The organism is Pedobacter sp. L105 (assembly GCF_009765875.1).
Lineage (GTDB): Bacteria > Bacteroidota > Bacteroidia > Sphingobacteriales > Sphingobacteriaceae > Pedobacter.
The window spans coordinates 188,060-210,019 of sequence record NZ_LMUP01000004.1 but is presented as its reverse complement, the minus strand read 5'-3'; the positions used below and the strand labels follow the sequence as shown (position 1 = coordinate 210,019).

Genomic DNA, 21,960 nt, shown 5'->3' with positions numbered 1-21,960 from the left:
AATAAAACATTTTAATGTTAAAAAAGAAATTAGTAAACCTTTCTACCTACCTTTCAGAAATAGCCGTTCATGGCATGCAGGAAAAAAAGGGACATGATATTGTCCGTCTGGACTTAAGAAACTTAAACAGCTCTGTATCAGATTATTTTATAGTTTGCAATGCAGACTCTTCTACGCAGGTAAAAGCAATTGCAGATAGTGTAGAGGATGAAATTTACAAAAGCACACAGGCTAGTCCCTGGAGGAAAGAAGGGCTAGAAAACGCGGAATGGATAATTTTAGATTATTTTGACGTTGTTATTCATATATTCAAAACAGAAAAGAGAGATTTTTATGGGATTGAAGATTTATGGGGCGATGCTCAGACTACTTCTTACCAAAGCGCATAACCAGTTACAACATTATACATTTTTTTGAATCAATGATGAAAGAGAAAGAAAATACAAAACCCAAATTAATAAAGAGAATACCTAATATTCCAAAAAAGCCCCAAAAAGGTTCGAATTTTAATATATTCTGGGTTTATGCTGCTATCATTTTAGGCCTTGTCCTGGTTTCCGTATTATTTACCAATGATACCAACAAAACTGTCACTTATAGAGAATTTGAAACCAACATGCTCGCTCCCGGGGATGTTCAGAAGATTATCGCTTATAAGTATGAAGATCTGGTTAGGGCCGATGTTTTTATCAAACCGGATCGCCTGAACCAGGAGAAATACAAAAAATACGAAACTAAAAGCAACTTCGGTTCAACCGGCGGCCCTACAGTATCATTCACTGCCGGATCAATGGATGCACTGGATGCTCAGTTAAGGGAAGCACAAAAAACCATTCCTGTAGAGAATCAAATCTTGGCAGAAAAAGAAACCAGACAAAGTACTTTTAACTCCTGGTTCTTCACAGTGATTATCCCTATCTTATTATTTATAGGATTCTGGATCTTCATCATGCGCAAAATGGGCGGCGGTGCAGGCGGTGGCGGCGGTCAGATATTCAATATCGGAAAATCTAAAGCCACTTTGTTCGACAAAGAAAGCCAGGTAAATGTAACGTTTAACGATGTTGCCGGTCTGGAAGAAGCCAAACAGGAAGTAATGGAAATTGTAGATTTCCTTAAAAACCCTAAAAAATATACCAACCTGGGAGGTAAAATCCCTAAAGGAGCGCTTTTAGTAGGCTCTCCGGGCACAGGTAAAACATTACTGGCTAAAGCCGTTGCAGGTGAAGCGCAGGTTCCTTTTTTCTCTTTATCAGGATCAGACTTTGTTGAAATGTTTGTCGGTGTTGGTGCCTCCCGTGTAAGAGACTTGTTTAAACAGGCGAAAGATAAGGCCCCATGTATCATCTTTATTGATGAGGTGGATGCAATTGGCCGTGCCCGTGGAAAAAACAGCATGATGGGCGGTAATGATGAGCGTGAGAATACGCTGAATCAGTTGCTGGTTGAAATGGATGGTTTTGGAACAGACTCAGGAATTATCATTCTGGCAGCAACTAACCGTCCGGATGTACTGGATAGCGCATTGCTTCGTCCGGGAAGGTTCGACAGACAGATTTCTATCGATAAACCAGATTTAGTAGGCAGAGAGCAGATCTTTAAAGTTCACTTGAAACCGATTAAAACAGATGTTGTTGTTGATGCTAAAAAACTTTCTGCACAAACTCCTGGTTTTGCAGGTGCTGAGATCGCCAACGTTTGTAATGAAGCAGCGCTGATCGCAGCCAGAAGAAATAAGGAATCCGTAGATATGCAGGATTTCCAGGATGCTATTGACCGTGTAATTGGCGGTTTGGAAAAGAAAAACAAGATCATCTCTCCTGAAGAGAAACGTATTGTTGCTTACCATGAAGCAGGACATGCCATCGCAGGATGGTTCCTGGAACATGCTGATCCACTGGTAAAAGTATCTATCGTTCCACGTGGCGTTGCAGCATTAGGTTATGCGCAATACTTACCTAAAGAACAGTTTTTGTATACTACAGAGCAGCTTACTGATGGAATGTGCATGACCTTAGGTGGCCGTGCAGCAGAAGAAGTGGTTTTTGGTAAAATATCTACAGGTGCGCAGAATGACCTGGAGAGAATTACTAAACTGGCCTATGCTATGGTTACCATTTATGGTATGAACAGTACCATTGGTAATGTGTCTTTCCATGATCCGCAGAACGAATACAACTTCAACAAACCTTATTCAGAAAAAACTTCTGAACTGATCGATATTGAAGTGCGTACCTTAATCAGCGATACGTATCAAAGAACAATCCAGCTTTTGGTTGACAAAAGAGAAGGATTGGAAATGCTTGCACAGAAATTGATTGAAAAAGAAATTCTGTTCCAGGCAGATCTGGAAGAAATACTGGGTAAACGTCCTTTTGATAACCGTACTACTTATGATGAATTTGTAAACGGTACAGGAGATCAGAAACCTGCTGCTGAAGGCTTGCTTCATGATGGTGTAGGGGAAACGTTTGATCCTGCGGCACCTGTTGCTCCGGCACAAACTGAATCATAATAATTAATTTTATGGAGCTATCACCTGGTCAAACAGGTGATAGCAAATCCATTTTTTTATGCAAGAGAATATTTCCTCCAAAGAGTTAATGCTAAAAAAGATAAGGAAAGCTCTGCTCGAAAAAAGAGACAATCCTTATCCTAATCTAGAAGAAACTCCCCTTTACAAACCTACTTCAGAGATTCCAGAAATTTTATTTGCCGAACAGCTCACTGCTGTATCCGGCAATTTTATTTTTTGTGAGGATGGCGTAGAATTTATTGAAAACATCCTGGAGCTGGCAGACAAGTTCAAATGGAGGAAGATCTACTGCTGGGAACCCGAACTGCAGGAACTCCTGTCTACTTACGAATTCCCTTTTTACAAGACCGACAAGGACTTTGAAATGGCCGAGGTTGGAATAACCCTTTGCGAAGCTTTAATTGCCAGGAACGGCTCTATTTTAGTCAGCAATCAAAACGAAGCCGGCAGGAGGTTAAGTATCTTTCCCCATCACCATATTGTTATCGCAAGGACCGGCCAGATGGTAATGGATCTTAAAGATGGATTTAAACTCATCAAAGATAAATATGGCAGTCAAATCCCTTCTATGATCAGTACAATCACAGGCCCTAGCAGGACTGCTGATATTGAAAAAACACTGGTACTGGGTGCTCACGGCCCCAAAGAATTATTCGTTTTTTTAATCGACGATTTCTCATAAAATTTTTATTATCAAGATATTTATCCTAATTTTATACTCGATACCAAAACAGTATACGGTTCAAAATGAGCAATAATAAGCGTCTATATTCAGTAATAGCAGGTACAGGAAGTTATATTCCGGATAACATAATTTCAGGAGAATCCTTCTTAAAGTCCATTTTCTATGAGAATGGGGCCATTATTGAAAAAAATATTGCTGATATCATCAGCAAATTTTCAGAGATTACTGAGATCATGGAACGTCGTTATGTTGATGATCATCTCCTCAATAGCAACATCGCCACCATTGCTGCTCAAAAAGCAATAGCTGACGCCGGCATTGATAAAGAAACACTGGACCATATTATTTTCTGCCATAACTTCGGGGATATAGAAAAAGGAAGCAACCGCATGAACATGCTCCCTTCACTGGCAGCCAAAGTTAAGCAGCAGCTGGAAATCAATAACCCTGATTGTGTAGCTTATGATATTATTTTCGGTTGCCCGGGATGGGTACAGGGAACCATACAAGCCAATTATCTCATTCAAAGCGGAGACGCAAAACGTGTACTGGTTATCGGAGCAGAAACACTGTCGAGGATTATAGATCCGCATGATCGTGACAGTATGATCTTTTCTGATGGGGCAGGAGCAGTAATTTTTGAAGCTGCTGAGGCTGAAGAACCCACAGGTATCGTTTCCCATAAAACACAAACTTTTGCCGGTAATTATTCTTCACTGCTGATCATGGGCCCCAGTGGCAACCCGACCATACAGGACGGTAATACATACCTGAAGATGAACGGCCGCAAACTATATGAGTTTGCAGTTGTTAATGTCCCACAGGTTGTAAAAATGGCAATAGATAAAGCTGGCCTGCATATCAACGATATCAAAACTGTTTTTATCCATCAGGCAAACGGAAAAATGGACAATGCCATTATGAAAAGGCTGTTTAAACTATACGATCTGGATACAGTCCCTGAAAACCTTGTGCCTATGACCATCTCCTGGCTGGGAAATAGTTCTGTAGCAACTATTCCAACCCTGCTGGACCTGGTATTAAACGATAAAGTAGAGGGCTACAAAATTAAAACAGGAGAATACGCTGTATTTGCTTCTGTAGGCGCAGGAATGCATATCAATGCATTTGTTTACAAATTTTAATTCAAAGGCTAATTTCCTACATGCTTAAGGCCATCTTTGGCCTGAGCTTCTATACTGTTCGCATACTCATGATCTTTCATATTAATAGCCTGGTTAAAGTATGCCTTAGCTTTGGCACTGCTTTTTTTTCTGGCATAGATCTTACCCATATTCAACGCCGAATTTGCGGCATAATAATATTTTAAACCCTTTCCATAATTTACTGCGCCCTGATAGTCAACCAGAGCAGTATCATCTTTATCCAGTGCCTCAGCTATCCTACCTGAACGGTAGCAAAACTCAGCTTTGTCCTTCATAGAAGAAAAACTGTTTACCCGCTCGTCTGCTAATATAGCTGCCGCTTTATTAAAGTACCCTCCGTCAAACAGCAGCCTGGCGGTTAACAAATTATGGTTAGGCGTAGGAGCAAGGGCTTCGTTCATCGCCTGCTTATCCCTCTCACCATAAGTATAACCTTCAGCCTTTACTTTAGCCGTGTAAGCTTTATAAGCCCCGGTATCACCATTTAGCAACGCAACCCACGACAAGTGAAGGTTTGCATCCTTAATGTAATTACAGCCTTTATTTAAAGCCAGGAACTTTTTAAAGTTAACCGTTGCAGAATAGTCCAGTTTATTGAGCTTTGCCGTACCCATTAACAGCTCCAGATAAGGAAAGGGCTGATAGGCATCTCCTGTCGGGCGGTTTGCCAGAATAGCAATCGCCTCATCATTATGTGCATTTCTCGCGCAGACATAGGCCTGTAGATAAGCTTTCAGCAAACTACTGTCGGCAATTCTCGCTGTGTATTTCATTGTTTTTGCATAAGCATCAGGCGCATGTACAATGTCAGACAATACAAAAGAATAGTAAAATACCACCTCTTCATAAAAAGGTTCATAAGTAGAACGGGGAAGCCCCTGTGCCAGGTTATCCAGCATAGCGATACCTTTCTGTACATCTCCTTTGATACCAAAAGCAGACAAAGCCGTTTTAAGCAATCCATCAGGAAGGTTTCCTAAAAAAACATTGATCAGCCCGATGCCTTTTGCATTAAGACGAAATCCAGGGTATTTTTTACTGTTTTCCTGCAATTCAGAACTGGCCTTTTTGATCTCCCTCGCAGCAGTAAAATATTCTCCGTAACGGCTCCTCAACAGGGCCCACTGCAGGTTAATCTCCGCCTGGGCGTACAAGTAATAGGGAGAATTACTGTCCTCATCCTCAATCAGGTCAAGCCGCTTTGATTTTTCTTCTTTGAGTCTTTCAAAATCATCTTTGCTTTCCGTAGTAATCAAATAAAAATAATCTACATAGTTCTCCAGCAATGGAACAATGGCATTTTTTGGATGTGCTCTTTTTTCTGTGACAATGAGCTGGCGGGCAGCATTTAATTTGAGTTCAAATATCAGCTGGTAAGCCTTTAAACAATTGGCATTAAAATCAAAGTTAGCATGGACAGTGCAGGGCAGGAAGATAAAAAGACAGATGATTGGATATTTCAACAGTAGGATAACTCTACTTTTAGCAGGCATAAAATAATGGATTTCTAATCGTAACAATATCCAATAACGATTGAAGTCTGTGTATTGTTTTGATGGAAAATAATTCTGTACAAAAAACGGCCAGATTTGATCTGGCCGTTTGATATTTTTAAGATAATCAAAGTGATTATCGTTTTTTTCTCTATTCGTATTAAGCCGGAACAGCTTCCTGAGTTAATGCCTCATCAACCAGGATCCTTCCGCAATGCTCACATACGATGATCTTTTTACGCTGACGGATATCTAACTGACGCTGTGGCGGGATTTGGTTAAAACAACCAGAACATGAATCACGGTCGATCGTAACAACAGCAAGTCCGTTAACGGCATTACTTCTTAATCTTCTGTAAGCGACCAATAAACGATCTTCAATTCCAGCTTCAGCTTTCTCCGATTTTTTGCTTAAAGCAAGTTCATCTTTTTCAGTTTCTGAAGTAATGGTCTGTAATTCTCCTTTTTTGATTTCCAGGTCGTTTTTTCTCGATTCCAGGTCACCTAAAGCTTTTTCATAGATCTCAGTTTTGGATGCAATTTCAAATCCATGCTCTCTGATTTTCTTTTCACAAACCTGAATTTCCAATGATTGGATCTCCACTTCCTTTGTTAAAGCATCGTATTCACGATTGTTTTTTACCTCTTTTAATTGAGTATCATATTTCTTGATCAGGTTCTGAGATTCCTTGATCATGTTTTTACGTGTTACAATGGCATCCTCAGTTTCATCCAATTCAGCCTTGAATTTTTGTATACGCGTTTCCAATCCAGCTACTTCATCCTCTAAATCAGCCACTTCCATTGGCAATTCACCACGGATCTGACGTATTTTATCAATTTTTGTATGCAGGGTTTGTAATTCGTATAAAGCTTTTAGCTTTTGCTCTACAGTTTGTTCCATTAAATGAAATAATTTATGGGGTTTGTGTTATGCTCCGTTAAACGGATTGCAAAGTTAGGAAATTTTTCCCGAATAATATCAATCAACAATTCAGATGTAAATTGTTCACTTTCAAAGTGTCCGATATCGGCAATGATCAATTTTCCATCTGCATCAAAAAACTCATGGTACTTAAAATCTGCGGTGATGAATGCATCTGCTCCGGCAGCTATCGCATGCTGCAGTAAAAAACTGCCCGAACCACCACATACAGCAACTTTTTTTATCTTTTTACCCGTTGATTTGGTATGCCTGATTAACATAGCGTTCATCCTGGATTTTACAAAACCCAGGAAATCTGATGCTTCCATTTCCTGTTCCAGCCAGCCGATCATGCCGGCACCAACGGTATTTAATTTATTCTCCAGCGGATAAATATCATAAGCCACCTCCTCATAAGGATGGTTTTCCAGCAAAGCCAGCAAAATTTTACGTTCATTCTGCATAGGAAATATCATTTCAATCCTGGTTTCATGCTCATGGTGTTGTAAACCCTGCTCACCAACAAAGGGATTCGTTCCCGGACCTGCTTTAAACGTTCCGGTGCCATCTGCATTAAAACTGGCATCGCTGTAATTGCCAATATGGCCTGCTCCCGCAGCAAACAAAGCCTCTCTTAGTACAGGAAGCTGCGCCGGAGGACAAAAAGTGACTAGTTTTTTTAAAACTCCTGATTTTGGATGAAGAATCCTGGCCTGCTGTAAACCCAGCCGATTGCAGATCACTCCGTTTACACCGTTATGCACACTATCCAGGTTGGTATGGATCGCGTATAAAGCAATATTATTTTTGATGGCTTTCAATACCACGCGTTCCACGTAATTCTTACCGGTCAGCTTTTTTAAGCCTTTAAACACGATAGGATGATGGGTAATGATCAGGTTGCAGTTTTTTGCAATCGCCTCATCAACTATTTCTTCTGTACAGTCCAGTGCTACCAAAGCAGCTACAACCTCTTCATTTACATCACCTGTCAGCAAACCTGAATTATCATAATCTTCCTGATAATTCAGCGGTGCATAGTCTTCCAGGTATTTGATCAACACAGCTAATCTCATGGCGTAAATATACGATCCGGCTTCGGTTATTGAGTGATCGTTCCCATTTTTACTAACTGTAAACTTTCAAATACCATTTTTTGGTTATATTCAAATGCCAGTGTTTTATAATTAACCATATCGATAATCGTACCGATAAAACACAAGCCTGCAGTGAAGAAATACAGGATTCCCATTCCTATCTGATTTACCAGAAAACGTTGTAAACCAGGAACAAAAAAGCTGAGTACACAATACAATATCATATCGTCAGGGCTTCTTCTTTTACTGTAGTAAATCATCAAAAACCCATTTAACTGCTGCTCATTAAACCCCGTAGTAGTGGTTTGCAAATAGGAAAATTCCTGTGGCGAGATGCCCGGAAGCATCATAAATGGTGAGTTGTACATAATTCTTTCTCCTTCTTATCTTTAGTTCTTTATTCTTTTCCATTCATACTTACCCAGCGTTGCAATTCTGAAGCCAATAATCAGTACTGCCGGTATGCCAAGCCAGTGAAAACGCAGGCTTTCTTTGATATTTCCATGGAACAGTTGGGTAATTGACCTTCCTAATCCACAGCCCGGGCACCAGCGCCATCCCAGGTTGGCCAGGGGACAAAAAGTAAAATGATATTCCTGATGGTGATCTATCGGTTTGGCCAAAGCTAGCAAGCTTAACGCCGCAATCCATAAAATCAGTTCCAGTGGAATAGGACTTAACCTGTTCATCTTCCCGGTTTTAAATTTTAGATTCATTAATGGCGCCATTGTTACAGTTTAGCAAATCATAAATATTACCTTTGTTGTGTGAACATTCGCGACCTGATCAACAGATATAAAACTGATGAGCGCATCGAAGCGCTGGCAAAGACCCTCAACTCGGGTAAAGGTAATAAACTTCAACTAAAGGGACTGGTAGGATCTGCTGATGCCGTTGCTGCCGTTGCCACTTATTTTCTATTGCACCAGCCTCAGTTATTTATTCTTCCCGATAGGGAGGAAGCCGCCTATTTTATGGCCGATCTGGAAAGTATCCTGGAAAAAGAAGTGCTTATTTTCCCTTCTTCTTTCCGTAAAGCATTCGACTTTACACAGGTAGACACAGCCAATGTACTCGCCAGGGCAGAGGTGCTCAATGAACTCAATCATGATTCGGCATATGGCAAGATCGTGGTGACTTATCCTGAAGCCCTTGCAGAGAAAGTGATCGACAGAACCGTTCTGGAGAAAAACACCCTGGAAATTAGCCTGGGTGTAAAGCTGGGTATTGATTTTATCAATGAATTTCTGATCGATTACGACTTTGACCGCAGCGATTTTGTCTATGAACCCGGACAGTTTTCTATCCGTGGAGGTATTGTAGATATTTTCTCTTTTTCTCACGATCTCCCTTACAGGATCGAGTTTTTTGGAGATGAAGTAGAAAGCATCCGCACTTTCGAAATTGACAGCCAGCTTTCTGTAGAAGATGTAAAAAGCTTCACGATCATCCCCAATGTGCAGTCCAAATACCTTACTGAAAGTAATATTAACCTGCTGGATTATATCCATAAAGACACACAGCTCTGGTTTAAAGATGTAGAATTTACCTTAGATATAGTCAAAACCGGTTATAAGAAAGCAGTAGAATTATGGAAAGCGCTTCCTGCAAAAGAAAAACAGGAAAACCTGGATTGGATAGATCCTAAGTTTGCCTTTTCTGATGAAAAGATGATGGGGGATATCCTGCATGATTTTTCCGTCATAGAGTTTGGCAAACAGTTCTTCTATAAAACAGAAAATGTGATCCTTTTTGATACCAAGCCGCAGCCCTCCTTCAATAAGGATTTCCACCTGCTGATCAACAATATCAAAGAAAACGAAAAAAATGGTATCTATAATTTTATATCCAGCTCTTCCACCAAACAGACAGAGCGTTTATATGCCATATTAGATGATATTGATAAATCGGCCAAATTTGTTCCTGTAAATATTCAGCTCAGAGAGGGCTTTATTGATCCGAAGCAACAGATCGCCTTTTATACCGACCACCAGATATTCGACCGTTTCTATAAATATAAATTAAGAAGGGGTTATCAGCGCAGTCAGGCTATCACCATGAAGGATCTCAGGGATCTAAAACCCGGAGACTTTGTTACGCATATCGATCACGGCATAGGTAAATACGCCGGGTTGGAAAAGGTAGAAGTGAATGGTAAAACGCAGGAAATGATCAGGCTGGTATATGCCGATAATGATCTGCTCTATGTAAACATCAATTCGCTGAACCGTATTGCAAAATACAGCGGTAAAGATGGTACTGCCCCTAAAATGAATAAACTGGGCACAGAAGCCTGGGATAAACTAAAAAAAACTACTAAAAAAAAAGTTAAGGACATTGCCCGCGACCTGATCAAGCTCTATGCCCTGAGAAAATCGCAGGTAGGTACCGCTTTTGATCCAGATGGTTACCTGGAAACCGAACTGGAAGCTTCCTTCATTTATGAAGATACACCAGATCAGATGAAGGCAACCAGCGATGTGAAAAAAGATATGGAGGCCCCGCATCCAATGGACAGGCTGGTTTGCGGTGATGTTGGCTTCGGAAAAACAGAGATTGCTATCCGGGCCGCTTTCAAAGCAGTAGCCAATGGTAAGCAGGCAGCAGTTCTGGTGCCTACCACCATCCTCGCCTTACAGCATTTTAAGACCTTTTCAGGCCGTTTAAAGGAATTTCCATGTACTGTAGACTATATCAACCGTTTCAAAACAAATAAGCAGATCAAAGAAACACTGGCTAAGGTAGAAGAAGGTAAAGTTGATATCATTATTGGTACCCATCGTTTGCTAAGCAAAGACGTCAAATTCAAATCCCTGGGCATCATGATCATTGATGAAGAACAGAAATTTGGGGTTACTGCCAAAGAAAAACTACGTGCCCTGCGTGTCAATGTAGACACGCTGACGTTAACGGCAACACCTATTCCGAGAACGCTGCACTTCTCCTTAATGGGGGCAAGGGACCTTTCAATTATGAGTACCCCGCCGCCTAACCGTCAGCCGGTAAATACAGAACTGCATGTATTTAATGATAAACTGATCCAGGAAGCCGTACAATTTGAACTTGACCGCGGGGGACAGGTATTTTTTATCCATAACCGGGTAAATGATCTTCCGCAGCTGGGCGGGTTGATACAAACACTGGTTCCTAAAGCACGTATCGGTATTGCCCACGGACAACTGGACGGCGATGCCCTGGAAGATGTAATGCTTGATTTTATCAATGGTGAAAAAGATGTACTGGTGGCAACTACGATTATCGAAGCCGGACTGGATATTCCTAATGCCAACACGATCATCATTAACCATGCACATATGTTTGGTTTGAGTGATCTTCACCAGATGCGCGGACGTGTAGGACGGTCCAATAAAAAAGCTTTCTGTTACCTGCTAAGCCCTCCTTTATCTACGCTGACTTCAGAGGCAAGAAAAAGACTGAGTGCCATTGAAGAGTTTTCTGATTTGGGCAGCGGTTTTAATATCGCTATGCGCGATCTGGATATCCGCGGAAGCGGAAACCTCCTTGGTGCGGAACAGAGCGGCTTTATTGCTGAAATAGGATTTGAAATGTACCATAAGATCCTGGATGAAGCCATTCAGGAATTAAAATCTGATGAGTTTAAAGATCTCTTTAAAGATGACAAGGAACGTCCTTTTGTAACCTTTACACAAATTGATACCGATCTTGAGCTGTATATCCCGGATGACTATGTAACGAATATTACAGAGCGTTATAACCTTTATACAGAGCTTTCCAAACTGGACAATGAAACACAATTGGTGGCTTTTGAAACTTCCTTAAAAGATCGTTTTGGCAGTGTTCCTAAACCTGTAAAAACGATGTTAAACGTACTTCGTTTGCAGTGGGCAGCAAAAGAACTGGGCTTTGAAAAGTTAAGCTTTAAAAAAGGGGTATTAAGGGGTTATTTTATTTCCAACAAACAATCCAATTTCTTTGATTCTCCAATGTTCCACAGGATCCTGTCTTTCGCACAGCAGCATCCACGCATGTGTAACCTGAAAGAAGTAAAAAATACGTTGCGTATTGCTTTTGAAGACCTCAAAACTGTTGATGATGCGATCACTATGCTGCAAACGGTAGCCCAATAAAATTAATATGAACCCTCAACTGCTAACTGAACTGGTCACGCTGAAAATGCCCTTCGGTAAATACAAGGAAAAGCTGATCTGCGACCTGCCAGAAACTTATCTTGTTTGGTTTCACAGTAAAGGTTTTCCCCCGGGAAAATTGGGAGAGCTACTCGGTACAATGTATGAAATCAGGCTGAACGGTCTGGAATACCTGCTCAAACCACTTCGTAATTCCCGTTAAAAAAGCCTGATCTAGTTAAAGATCAGATATAAATAAACGTATACAATAGGTGCCGCAATCAGCAGACCGTCAAACCTGTCCAGTAAACCGCCATGTCCCGGTAAAAGCGTACCCGAATCCTTGGCTCCAAGGCTTCTTTTAAGCATCGATTCTACCAGATCGCCCAATGTTCCGAAGCTTACAATTAAGACCGCCATACCGCCTAAAACAAGGAAAGAAATCTCTTTAAAGAACAGGGAGACGATAAAAGAAACCAGCACGCTGGTAAATACCCCGCCAAAGAAACCTTCCCAGGTCTTTTTTGGAGAGTGGCGCTCAAATAATTTATGACTTCCCAATTTCCTTCCAAACAGGTAAGCACCGGTATCACTTGCCCATAACATCAGCAAAAAAGAAAGCGGCAAATGAAAATTATAAGTATTCCAATCGTTGATAAAACCAAGGGAATAGAAAAAGCAGAAAGGTACAGTTACGTAGATCAATCCTACAAAAGTGTAAGATATATTGGCAAAAGGAGATGGAGCTTTTTTATACAATTCCAGTAAAAATACAATGAATACCAGGGGTATGAGCAATAACAGATACTTGGTATTCAAAGGTATGAAATGATAAACAGCTACCAGCAGAAAGATCACTGTTCCTGTCATCAAACCCGTTTCCCGATGCGGTTTAGCGTCCGCCGTCCTGATCAGTTTATAAAATTCTGCCAGTGCCAGTACACTCAATAACAGGTAAAAAAAAGTAAAAGTATAAGCACCCAGAAAAATGGAGCCTAACATCACTATCGTAAAGAAAAATGCAGTTATTGCCCTTGTTTTCATTCCGTATCCGTGGATTGAATATAAGCTTCTGCAGCATCAAAATCCTTTTTATTTACCAATACTTCAATGATCCCGAAAGTTTGGTAAGAAGAATCTTTTTTATTCATGATCACTGCTGCAATATCGTTTTCTATCAAACCCTGTTTGATGATCTCTGCTGTAACAGGATTCTCTGTGGTATATACCTTAGTCCAATTGTTCTCCATGGTGATGATGGGTTTTATCTTTTAAATACTTTAATAAAAATATGCTCAAAATTAAGCTAATAATATATCCGTACCATGGAAAATTTGAAGTATTATCCGCTTTATCCAGAGGAATATGGTGTAACTGTAAATACCATGCCTGGCAGACTGCATAACCATTGTTTAAAAAGTGTGCAAACATGGCATACCATAAACTGCCTGTCCATAGATAAATATAACCGAACATCGCTCCCAGAAACATTCTGGGAAAAAATCCAAAAAACTGTAAGTGAATAGCACTGAAAATAAAAGCAGAGAACCAGATCGCTACATGAGGATTATGATACATCCTGTAAAATGACCGCTGCACAGCACCTCTAAACAATAATTCTTCTCCTATCCCTGGTAGTAATCCAATAATGATCAGATTAATGATAAAATCCCCTATATTCCTTATATTAAGTAATAAAATCGTCATTTTCATGGCCTCATCTTCCTTGCCCCTCATCCAGCTTTCCATAGGTTTCAAAAAACCGGGCAAGACCATTTTTTGGTTAACCAGGCCTACCCATTCCACAAAAGGTGCAGAGCAAACCATGATCAGCAACACTAAAAACAGGAGGGAAGCTGACGGTCTTTTGAATTCGTAAAAATTAGTCAGTCGGGTCTTTTCCGCTCTTGCAAGCAAAATAGGCGGGGCTATAAAGGTGATTACCGTAGTTAAAAGCTGTGAAAGTTTAAGCCCTGTAGCGAAAGCAGGATCGCCTCCGGTTAAGGCCTCCGTGTTGTGAAATACTTCCGCCCCATACATTCCATACAACACAGCAATACTTAACAGGCTGCCAATAATTAAACCTATCAAAGCATAACTCGCTATTATAAGTAACTGTATATAAGGACTATTTTCTTCTGTTGCCGGTGGAATCAAATTCATTATTGAGGATTTTTGTACCTTTGTACCTTAATTTTGGATTGAAGATAGAAAAATGTCTGTAAAGATAGGAAATATTGACCTGGGAGATTTCCCTTTATTGCTTGCACCAATGGAAGATGTAAGTGATCCCCCTTTCCGTTTTGTTTGTAAACAGAGCGGGGTGGATATGATGTATACCGAATTTATCTCTTCCGAAGGACTGATTCGTGATGCCGCTAAAAGCCGTCAGAAGCTTGATATTTTTGAATACGAAAGACCTATCGGGATACAGATCTTTGGCAGTGATATTTCTTCTATGCGTGAAGCAACAGAAATTGCCACACTGGCAGGACCTGATCTGATAGACATCAACTATGGTTGTCCTGTTAAACAGGTAGCCTGTAAAGGTGCCGGATCTGCCTTATTACAGGATATCGATAAAATGGTAAAAATGACAGATGCTGTAGTGAGAGCTACCAGCTTACCTGTTACGGTTAAAACCAGGTTAGGCTGGGATGATAATACAAAAAATGTAGATGAAGTAGCTGAAAGGCTTCAGGATATAGGTATACAGGCTTTAACGATACATGGCAGGACCAGATCTCAAATGTATAAAGGTGAAGCCGACTGGAGAATGATCAGGGATATCAAAAGAAACCCGAGGATTAAAATTCCCATTTTTGGGAATGGCGATATTGATAGTCCGCAAAAAGCGTTAGACTGGAGAAGGGAATTTGAAGTGGATGGAATTATGATCGGAAGGGCAGCTATAGGTTACCCCTGGATCTTCAGAGAGATCACCCATTTCTTTAAAACCGGGGAAAAACTTGCCGGACCTACCGTAGACGAAAGAGTATCCGTTTGTCGTACACACCTGGATAAATCGATCGCCTGGAAAGGACCTAAAGTGGGTATATTTGAGATGAGACGCCATTATGCAAATTATTTCAAAGGATTACCAGATTTTAAAAACTACAGAATGTTATTAGTTAAAGAAGATAATATTGAAATTATTCATGCTATATTGGACGAAGTGTCAGATAAATATCAGCACATCATACCAGAAGATGAAATGGCTTGATTTTTGAATAATTCAATCAAATACTGTTAAAATGGTTACAGCAATCACACAAGGCGTCAAGATTTCAGTAAATACTGTTTATCAGGAAGAATATTCCAATCCTGAGAAGGAGCATTTTATGTTCGCTTATCAGATCACTATAGAGAATTTATCCGATTATTCCATTCAGCTTATGCGCCGTCAATGGTTCATATTTGATTCCAATGGAACCCAGAGAGAAGTTGAAGGAGAAGGAGTTGTAGGCTTACAGCCATTGATAGAGCCAGGAGAGAGTTATTCTTATGTTTCAGGCTGCAATCTTTCTACAGATATGGGATCGATGTCTGGTACCTATTTAATGCAGCGTATGGTAGATAAAACTGAGTTTTCAGTTGATATTCCTGAATTTCATCTGGTAGTCCCTTATCGCTTAAACTAATTCCTGCTTCTGCCAAACAACATCGATGCATAATACAGCAGATTGGCCAATGCGCCTAATGCTGCTACCACATAGGTCATTGCCGCCCACCACAAAGCATCTTTGGCCTGTGAATTTTCTTCTGAAGTATGCATCACCGCATGGTTATTCTTTAACCAGATCAATGCCCTTTTACTGGCGTCAAATTCTACAGGAAGCGTAATGATGCTGAAAACAGTGATCAGTGCCAGCCCAATCACCCCAATTCCTAATACAATAGGATTACCGGTAAAACTAATCAATAGAATCCCGATGATCAGCACCCATTGCAGCAGATTAGAAGAAATACTGACTACAGGTACCATATCAGATCTTAACTGCAGCCAGTGATACGATTTTGCATGTTGTACAGCATGCCCGCATTCATGGGCTGCAACTGCCGCCGCGGCAACACTTCTTCCATAATATACATCGGTACTTAAGTTAACTGTCTTATCTGCTGGATTATAGTGATCTGTTAACTGACCATCTGCATTCATTACACGAACATCATATATGCCATTATCATGCAGCATTCTTTCGGCTACTTCATGTCCCGAAAACCCGGAATTTAATTGCATCTCTGCATACCTGGAAAACTTATTTCTAAATTTCCACTGCACAAAAATACTTGCCATCAGCATCGGAATAATAAAAAATAAATAGCTTCCCATCTTGTAATATATCTTTTCTCTTAGCTGTAAATCAAAAATTGTTCCCATAATGTCCTGTAAGAATGATTAATTAAAAAATGTGCTTTAAAACTATAATATGCCCTGTTACCTTTAAAACAACAATATCCCCATACTCAGTACATCTGTATGGTATTCAAAGCATCGTTTCATCTCTTAGTGTACTAACTTATTTGTTAAAATGGTTTATAATATAGATTTTTGATAAAAATATTAGTAAATGAACATTTTCATTATTGTCTTACTCCTGATTGTAGTTGTCGCCCTTTTCTTTATTTTATTCAGGAAATCCCCTGTTGATCATAATCACGAAGGGATGCTGAGTTTAAAAGAAGCAGAACATCAGAAAACATTAACCTATTATCGTGAAGAAAAACAGCGCATGGAAGATGAGCTGGCGGATCTGCGTATCGTGTTTATGGACGAAAGGAGCAGGGCGGTAAAAGCAGAGGAAATGCTTAAAGCACAATTGGAAAAGCAAACACAGCATGAAAAATATGTTGCCGAAATACAGCAAAAGTTTAAACTGGAATTTGAACATATTGCCAATCAGATCCTGGAAGAGAAAACAACAAAATTCACCTTGCAGAACAAAGCTAACCTTGATCTCATTTTAAGCCCTCTGAAGGATAATATCAAAGCATTTGAGGAAAAGGTCGACCGTGTGTATAAAGCGGAGTCAGATGAGCGCAATATCCTTAAGGGGGTCATCTCACAATTGATGGACCAGAGCAAGCAGATTCAGGAAGATGCAAATAATCTCACTAAAGCGCTTAAAGGCGACAATAAAAAACAAGGCAACTGGGGTGAAGTGATATTGGAAAGGGTATTGGAACGTTCAGGTCTAGTAAAAGACCAGGAATACCGCATACAATCCAGCTTTAATACCAGTACAGGTAACCGTGTACAGCCGGATGTAATCATCGACCTGCCGGATGATAAACATATCGTAGTGGATTCAAAGGTTTCCCTTATCGCTTATGAAAAATATGTCAGTGCAGAACTGGAAGAAGAAAAAGAAATCTACATTAAACAGCATCTGCTTTCACTGAAAAATCATATACAAGATCTTTCGGGAAAAAATTACCAGGCTTTATACCAGATCAACTCTCCCGACTTTGTCTTGCTTTTTGTCCCTATTGAATCTTCATTTGGCATAGCTGTTCAAAAAGATGCAGAACTGTTCAACTATGCATGGGACAGGAAAGTAGTCATCGTGAGCCCTTCTACCTTACTGGCTACTTTACGAACCATTTCCAGCATATGGAAACAGGAAAGACAAAACAGAAATGTGCTTGAAATTGCACGTTTAAGCGGTAGTATGTATGACAAATTTGTTGGTTTCCTTGCAGATATGGAAAGTATAGGCAGAAATATCAGGCAGAGCCAGGATGCTTATGATAAAGCCTTCAGTAAATTATCCTCAGGCGCTGGTAACTTATCTAACACAGCAGACAAAATAAAAAAACTGGGTGCAAAAACTACGAAACAAATTGATCGTAAATTCCTGGACCCAGCTTTATCAGAAGAAGAAATCTTATAATTTAAAGGCATTCCATCCCTGGGCTTTCAGCTCATGGACTACATTTGATTTTGAGATCATTTTACAGCCTGATGCTTTATCTGTCATGTGACCAATCACACTGATATCCACATCATGTTTTAATTTTGTATAATCTTCCTGTTTAATCGTAAACAGCAATTCATAATCTTCACCACCATTCAGGGCACAAACCGTAGGATCAAGTCCCAGCTCCCTTGCAGTTTCATACGTCATTGGATCAATAGGAAATTTATCTTCATACAGTGTACAGCCCTTATCCGACTGTTTACAGATATGCATAATTTCCGAAGCCAGGCCATCAGATACATCGATCATTGACGTAGGAACTATTTTCATCTGTGCCAGTAAATCTACAATATCCCTTCTGCCTTCAGGTTTTAACTGTCTTTCAATGATATAATCTTTTCCTTCCAGATCTGGTTGAACGTTTGGATTTTCCAGAAAGATCTGCTTTTCCCTTTCCAGGATCTGCAGGCCTACATAAGCGCCTCCTAAATCTCCTGATACACAAACCAGATCACCCTCATTAGCTCCGTTCCTGTACACAATATCTTCCTTAGCGGCAAAGCCGATGCTGGTTACACTGATCACCAATCCCTGTTTACTGGAAGAAGTATCCCCTCCAATTAAATCAATATTGAATTTGTTGCAGGCCAGCTCTATTCCTTTATAAATTTCTTCTACAGCTTCCAGCGGAAATTTGCTCGATAAGCCTATGGAAACCGTGATCTGGGTAGCTACTCCATTCATTGCGTAAATATCGCTTAGGTTGACTTGTACGGCCTTATAACCCAAATGCATCAGCGGTACATAGGCCAGGTCAAAGTGGATACCTTCCAGCAGCAAATCTGTAGATATCAACATTTCTTTATCACCGCCATGCAGTACAGCAGCATCATCGCCAATGCCCTTAATACTGCTTTCGTGTTTTATTTTAAAATTATCTGTCAGGTGCTGAATTAAGCCAAATTCACCTAATTCTGCCAGATCTGTACGCTCTTTATTCTCAAACATAATTTTTTATTAAAAAAATGGTGTAATCATTCAGGATTACAATCCGTAACGTGCTGATATCTCCAGCATTCTCTCAATGGGCTTCCTTGCTGCTTCAATAATGTGTTCCGGAACCGTTACTTCCGGTGTTCCGTTCTTCAAACACAGATACAGTTTTTCCAGTGTATTTCTTTTCATATACGGACAGTCATTACAGGCACAATTGTTATTAGGCGGTGCAGGAATAAACGTTTTTAACGGGTTTGCTTTCTCCATCTGGTGGATAATACCACTTTCTGTAGCTACAATAAACTCCTGCGCAGGGTTATTGATTGAGTAATTCAGCAATCCCGTAGTAGAGCCAATATAATCTGCCATTTGCAATACTGCTTCTTCACATTCCGGATGTGCAATAAACTTCGCATTCGGGTGACGCTGCTTTAACTTCGTTATTTTCTCCCTTGAGAATATTTCATGCACCATACAGGCACCATTCCACAATACCATGTCCCTGCCAGTTTGCTTGGATACCCAGGCGCCTAAATTCTTATCCGGGCCGAAGATAATCTTCTGCTCTTTTGGCAGGCTTTCTACAATCTTCACTGCGTTGGTAGAAGTACAAACAATATCACTCATGGCCTTCAGCTCAGCTGTACAGTTTACATAAGTAATCACCAGGTGATCCGGATATTTCTCTTTAAATTTTTTAAACAAATGTGGGGGACAACTATCTGCTAATGAACAACCTGCCTTTACGTCTGGCAATAAAACCGTCTTCTTAGGCGAAAGTATTTTAGCCGTTTCTGCCATAAAATGTACTCCGGCAAAAACAATGATGTCTGCATCTGTTTTCGCAGCTTCCTGTGAAAGCCCCAAACTATCTCCTAAATAGTCGGCAACATCCTGTATATCAGGTTCTTGGTAGTAATGTGCTAGTATTATCGCATTTTTTTCTTTTTTTAACTTTTCAATTTCTGCAAAAAGATCAAGTGTTGGGTCGATACTTTCTTCTACAAATCCTCTTCTGTTTAATTCTTCTAAGGTATCCATTTTCAACGTTTCAATAATTAATAATTATTTAATATAAATAGACTTCTATTGTTTATTAGTGTGTTAGTAATGTTTGTAACTCCGGCTTTTAAATTCGTTAAATTGATTTGTTCTATAGTTACCAACAAGTAAACGAAGTTTTGAACTAAAATAAGCGCTGATTTACAACGACATATTTTTCATATCAAAAACTTATCCATATCCATATGTTTATTAGTTAGTCGGGGGTAAAAAGTTAATAACTCATGCAAAGTTGCTTAAAAATTACTTAAAATATTGTGTGTAATTCTCATTTTCCCTTAGCTTTAAACATTCTTAAATAGTTCCTCTATTTATATAGACAAGTAATTAACATTTTTCTAACGTTGTTAACAAGACGGTGGAATTAGTAAAAATCAATGAGAAAAGTAGATTTTTTAGTCATAGGGTCAGGTATAGCGGGTTTAAGCTTTGCACTGAAGGCAGCGAAGCACGGGAAGGTAATTATCGTTACCAAGTCTAATGAGGATGAATCCAACACAAAATATGCCCAGGGCGGGGTGGCTGTAGTGGTCAATAAGGACGATTCTTTTGAAAAACATATCCATGATACATTGATTGCAGGAGATGGTTTATGCGATCCTGAAATTGTGGAAATTGTGGTCAAAGAAGGGCCTCAGCGCATTAAAGAGATCATTGACTACGGAATTAATTTTGATAAGAACAACGCTGGAGTATATGATCTGGCTAAAGAAGGCGGCCATTCTGATCATCGTATTTTACATTATAAAGACGTAACGGGTTATGAAATTGAGAGTGTCTTATTAAGGCAGATTCATGAAAATGACAATATAGAGATATTAACACATTACTTTTGTCTGGAGTTAATTACCCAGCATCACCTCGGTGAGTTTGTTGACAAGAGCTCTAAAGATATTAACTGTTTTGGTATATATGCCTTTAACACAGAGCTTAACGATGTGGAAAAGATACTAGCAAAGGTAACTGTGCTGGCATCAGGAGGAGCTGGTCACGTATATTCCAGCACAACAAATCCGGTAATCGCTACAGGTGATGGTATGGCTATGGTTTACCGTGCGAAAGGGAAATTGAGGAATATGGAGTTCATTCAGTTCCATCCAACAGCTTTATATAACCCCGGAGAGTATCCATCCTTCCTGATTTCGGAAGCTGTAAGAGGCTTTGGAGGGGTATTAAAACGTAAGGATGGGATAGAATTTATGTATGAATATGACGAAAGAGGATCCCTGGCGCCACGTGATATTGTTGCCCGTGCTATAGATGCAGAGATGAAAAAATCGGGTGAAGATTTCGTTTATCTGGACATCAGACACCGTAAAAAAACTGACATACTGGCACACTTTCCAAATATCTATGCGAAGTGTTTATCTATTGGAATAGACATGACCAAAGATCTTATTCCGGTTACGCCTGCTGCGCATTATATGTGTGGAGGAATCCTGGTAGATGATTACGGGCGGTCTTCTATTAATAATTTATATGCCTGCGGCGAATGTTCTTCTACAGGTTTACATGGTGCAAATCGTTTGGCGTCAAATTCTTTGCTGGAAGCTCCGGTATTTGCACATCGTATTTTCTTAGATGCAGTAGAGCAATTTAAATTGAACACTATTCCTGACCATATACCTGAATGGAATGATCATGGTGTGGTGCAGTCTGATGAAGATATCCTGGTTACGCACAATCTGCGTGAAACACAAAAATTAATGAGTGATTACGTAGGGATTGTTCGTTCTGATTTTAGATTAGACCGTGCTATGCGCCGGTTGTTTTTACTACATGAAGAAACGGAAGCATTTTATAAAGCCAACAAAGTTTCAGTAAAATTATGCGAGCTGAGAAACGTGATACAAGTAGCTTTTGTGATTATAAAATCGGCTATGGCGAGAAAAGAAAGCAGGGGATTACATTATACTACCGATTACCTTGGTCATGCTGAAACATTAAATGATACTATATTTTAATTGATT

At 39.9% G+C, this 21,960-nt stretch carries 21 protein-coding genes; 10 read left to right on the top strand and 11 right to left on the bottom strand.

The genetic code is table 11. The features are described from left to right. Window positions 1-14: 14 nt before the first annotated feature. The 4 genes from rsfS (at window position 15) to GSQ84_RS06010 (ending at window position 4,366) form a co-directional block, all read left to right on the top strand. Window positions 15-389 carry a ribosome silencing factor gene (rsfS, locus tag GSQ84_RS06025; protein ID WP_158796362.1) on the top strand — a complete coding sequence of 125 codons (375 nt, stop codon included), beginning with the start codon at window positions 15-17 and terminating at the stop codon, window positions 387-389. A 35-nt stretch (window positions 390-424) separates the two neighbouring features. Then, window positions 425-2,515, top strand: coding sequence for an ATP-dependent zinc metalloprotease FtsH (gene ftsH / locus GSQ84_RS06020; RefSeq protein WP_158797349.1), 2,091 nt, complete (start codon window positions 425-427; stop codon window positions 2,513-2,515). A 58-nt stretch (window positions 2,516-2,573) separates the two neighbouring features. Further along, complete coding sequence (locus tag GSQ84_RS06015; RefSeq protein WP_158796361.1) at window positions 2,574-3,218, top strand: LUD domain-containing protein; 645 nt, start codon at window positions 2,574-2,576, stop codon at window positions 3,216-3,218. Between the two features lie 65 nt (window positions 3,219-3,283). Further along, entirely contained in the window at window positions 3,284-4,366 is a 1,083-nt protein-coding gene (locus GSQ84_RS06010) for a 3-oxoacyl-ACP synthase III family protein (protein WP_158796360.1), read from the top strand. An 8-nt stretch (window positions 4,367-4,374) separates the two neighbouring features. Here the strand turns inward: GSQ84_RS06010 and GSQ84_RS06005 are convergent, their stop codons facing one another. From GSQ84_RS06005 to GSQ84_RS05985, 5 genes are all read right to left on the bottom strand, one after another. Then, entirely contained in the window at window positions 4,375-5,880 is a 1,506-nt protein-coding gene (locus GSQ84_RS06005; protein WP_254070790.1) for a tetratricopeptide repeat protein, read from the bottom strand. Between the two features lie 160 nt (window positions 5,881-6,040). Then, window positions 6,041-6,784, bottom strand: coding sequence for a zinc ribbon domain-containing protein (locus GSQ84_RS06000; protein ID WP_158796359.1), 744 nt, complete (start codon window positions 6,782-6,784; stop codon window positions 6,041-6,043). After that, complete coding sequence (locus tag GSQ84_RS05995; RefSeq protein WP_158796358.1) at window positions 6,784-7,881, bottom strand: Nif3-like dinuclear metal center hexameric protein; 1,098 nt, start codon at window positions 7,879-7,881, stop codon at window positions 6,784-6,786. Before GSQ84_RS05995 ends, GSQ84_RS06000 begins: the two co-directional genes overlap by 1 nt. Before the next feature lie 26 nt (window positions 7,882-7,907). Next, window positions 7,908-8,270, bottom strand: coding sequence for a TM2 domain-containing protein (locus tag GSQ84_RS05990; RefSeq protein WP_158796357.1), 363 nt, complete (start codon window positions 8,268-8,270; stop codon window positions 7,908-7,910). 21 nt (window positions 8,271-8,291) lie between these two features. After that, entirely contained in the window at window positions 8,292-8,591 is a 300-nt protein-coding gene (locus tag GSQ84_RS05985; protein ID WP_158796356.1) for a DUF2752 domain-containing protein, read from the bottom strand. 78 nt (window positions 8,592-8,669) lie between these two features. On the opposite strand from GSQ84_RS05985, the gene mfd reads away from it, so the two are divergent. After that, complete coding sequence (gene mfd / locus GSQ84_RS05980; RefSeq protein ID WP_158796355.1) at window positions 8,670-12,011, top strand: transcription-repair coupling factor; 3,342 nt, start codon at window positions 8,670-8,672, stop codon at window positions 12,009-12,011. A 7-nt stretch (window positions 12,012-12,018) separates the two neighbouring features. Further along, the gene (locus GSQ84_RS05975) at window positions 12,019-12,234 is read left to right on the top strand and encodes a DUF3820 family protein (protein WP_158796354.1); all 216 of its coding nucleotides are present in this window, start codon (window positions 12,019-12,021) and stop codon (window positions 12,232-12,234) included. An 11-nt stretch (window positions 12,235-12,245) separates the two neighbouring features. Here GSQ84_RS05975 and GSQ84_RS05970 read toward each other — a convergent pair whose 3' ends face one another. The 3 genes from GSQ84_RS05970 to GSQ84_RS05960 are packed head-to-tail and all read right to left on the bottom strand — an operon-like array spanning window position 12,246 to window position 14,174. Then, window positions 12,246-13,055: a phosphatidate cytidylyltransferase gene (locus tag GSQ84_RS05970; RefSeq protein ID WP_158796353.1), complete on the bottom strand. Its 810-nt coding sequence runs from the start codon at window positions 13,053-13,055 to the stop codon at window positions 12,246-12,248. Next, entirely contained in the window at window positions 13,052-13,261 is a 210-nt protein-coding gene (locus tag GSQ84_RS05965) for a DUF2007 domain-containing protein (protein WP_158796352.1), read from the bottom strand. The genes GSQ84_RS05970 and GSQ84_RS05965 overlap by 4 nt, the downstream gene beginning before the upstream one ends. Then, on the bottom strand, window positions 13,242-14,174 hold the full coding sequence (locus tag GSQ84_RS05960) for a CPBP family intramembrane glutamic endopeptidase (protein ID WP_158796351.1): 933 nt from the start codon (window positions 14,172-14,174) through the stop codon (window positions 13,242-13,244). Before GSQ84_RS05960 ends, GSQ84_RS05965 begins: the two co-directional genes overlap by 20 nt. Window positions 14,175-14,226: 52 nt before the next feature. On the opposite strand from GSQ84_RS05960, the gene dusB reads away from it, so the two are divergent. Then, window positions 14,227-15,234 carry a tRNA dihydrouridine synthase DusB gene (gene dusB / locus GSQ84_RS05955; protein ID WP_158796350.1) on the top strand — a complete coding sequence of 336 codons (1,008 nt, stop codon included), beginning with the start codon at window positions 14,227-14,229 and terminating at the stop codon, window positions 15,232-15,234. Between the two features lie 31 nt (window positions 15,235-15,265). Beyond that, on the top strand, window positions 15,266-15,652 hold the full coding sequence (gene apaG / locus GSQ84_RS05950) for a Co2+/Mg2+ efflux protein ApaG (RefSeq protein WP_158796349.1): 387 nt from the start codon (window positions 15,266-15,268) through the stop codon (window positions 15,650-15,652). Here apaG and GSQ84_RS05945 read toward each other — a convergent pair. Beyond that, complete coding sequence (locus GSQ84_RS05945; RefSeq protein WP_158797347.1) at window positions 15,649-16,344, bottom strand: zinc metallopeptidase; 696 nt, start codon at window positions 16,342-16,344, stop codon at window positions 15,649-15,651. The genes apaG and GSQ84_RS05945 overlap by 4 nt on opposite strands. A gap of 238 nt (window positions 16,345-16,582) precedes the next feature. Here GSQ84_RS05945 and GSQ84_RS05940 point away from each other — a divergent pair, with 238 nt between their 5' ends. After that, on the top strand, window positions 16,583-17,905 hold the full coding sequence (locus GSQ84_RS05940; protein WP_158796348.1) for a DNA recombination protein RmuC: 1,323 nt from the start codon (window positions 16,583-16,585) through the stop codon (window positions 17,903-17,905). Here GSQ84_RS05940 and thiL read toward each other — a convergent pair. Both thiL and nadA read right to left on the bottom strand, forming a co-directional pair. Then, window positions 17,900-18,940 carry a thiamine-phosphate kinase gene (gene thiL / locus GSQ84_RS05935; RefSeq protein WP_158796347.1) on the bottom strand — a complete coding sequence of 347 codons (1,041 nt, stop codon included), beginning with the start codon at window positions 18,938-18,940 and terminating at the stop codon, window positions 17,900-17,902. The two genes, GSQ84_RS05940 and thiL, sit on opposite strands and share 6 nt — an antisense overlap. Before the next feature lie 36 nt (window positions 18,941-18,976). Beyond that, window positions 18,977-19,969, bottom strand: coding sequence for a quinolinate synthase NadA (nadA, locus tag GSQ84_RS05930; protein WP_158796346.1), 993 nt, complete (start codon window positions 19,967-19,969; stop codon window positions 18,977-18,979). A gap of 398 nt (window positions 19,970-20,367) precedes the next feature. Here nadA and nadB point away from each other — a divergent pair, with 398 nt between their 5' ends. Beyond that, window positions 20,368-21,954, top strand: coding sequence for an L-aspartate oxidase (gene nadB / locus GSQ84_RS05925; RefSeq protein ID WP_158796345.1), 1,587 nt, complete (start codon window positions 20,368-20,370; stop codon window positions 21,952-21,954). Window positions 21,955-21,960 lie beyond the last annotated feature (6 nt).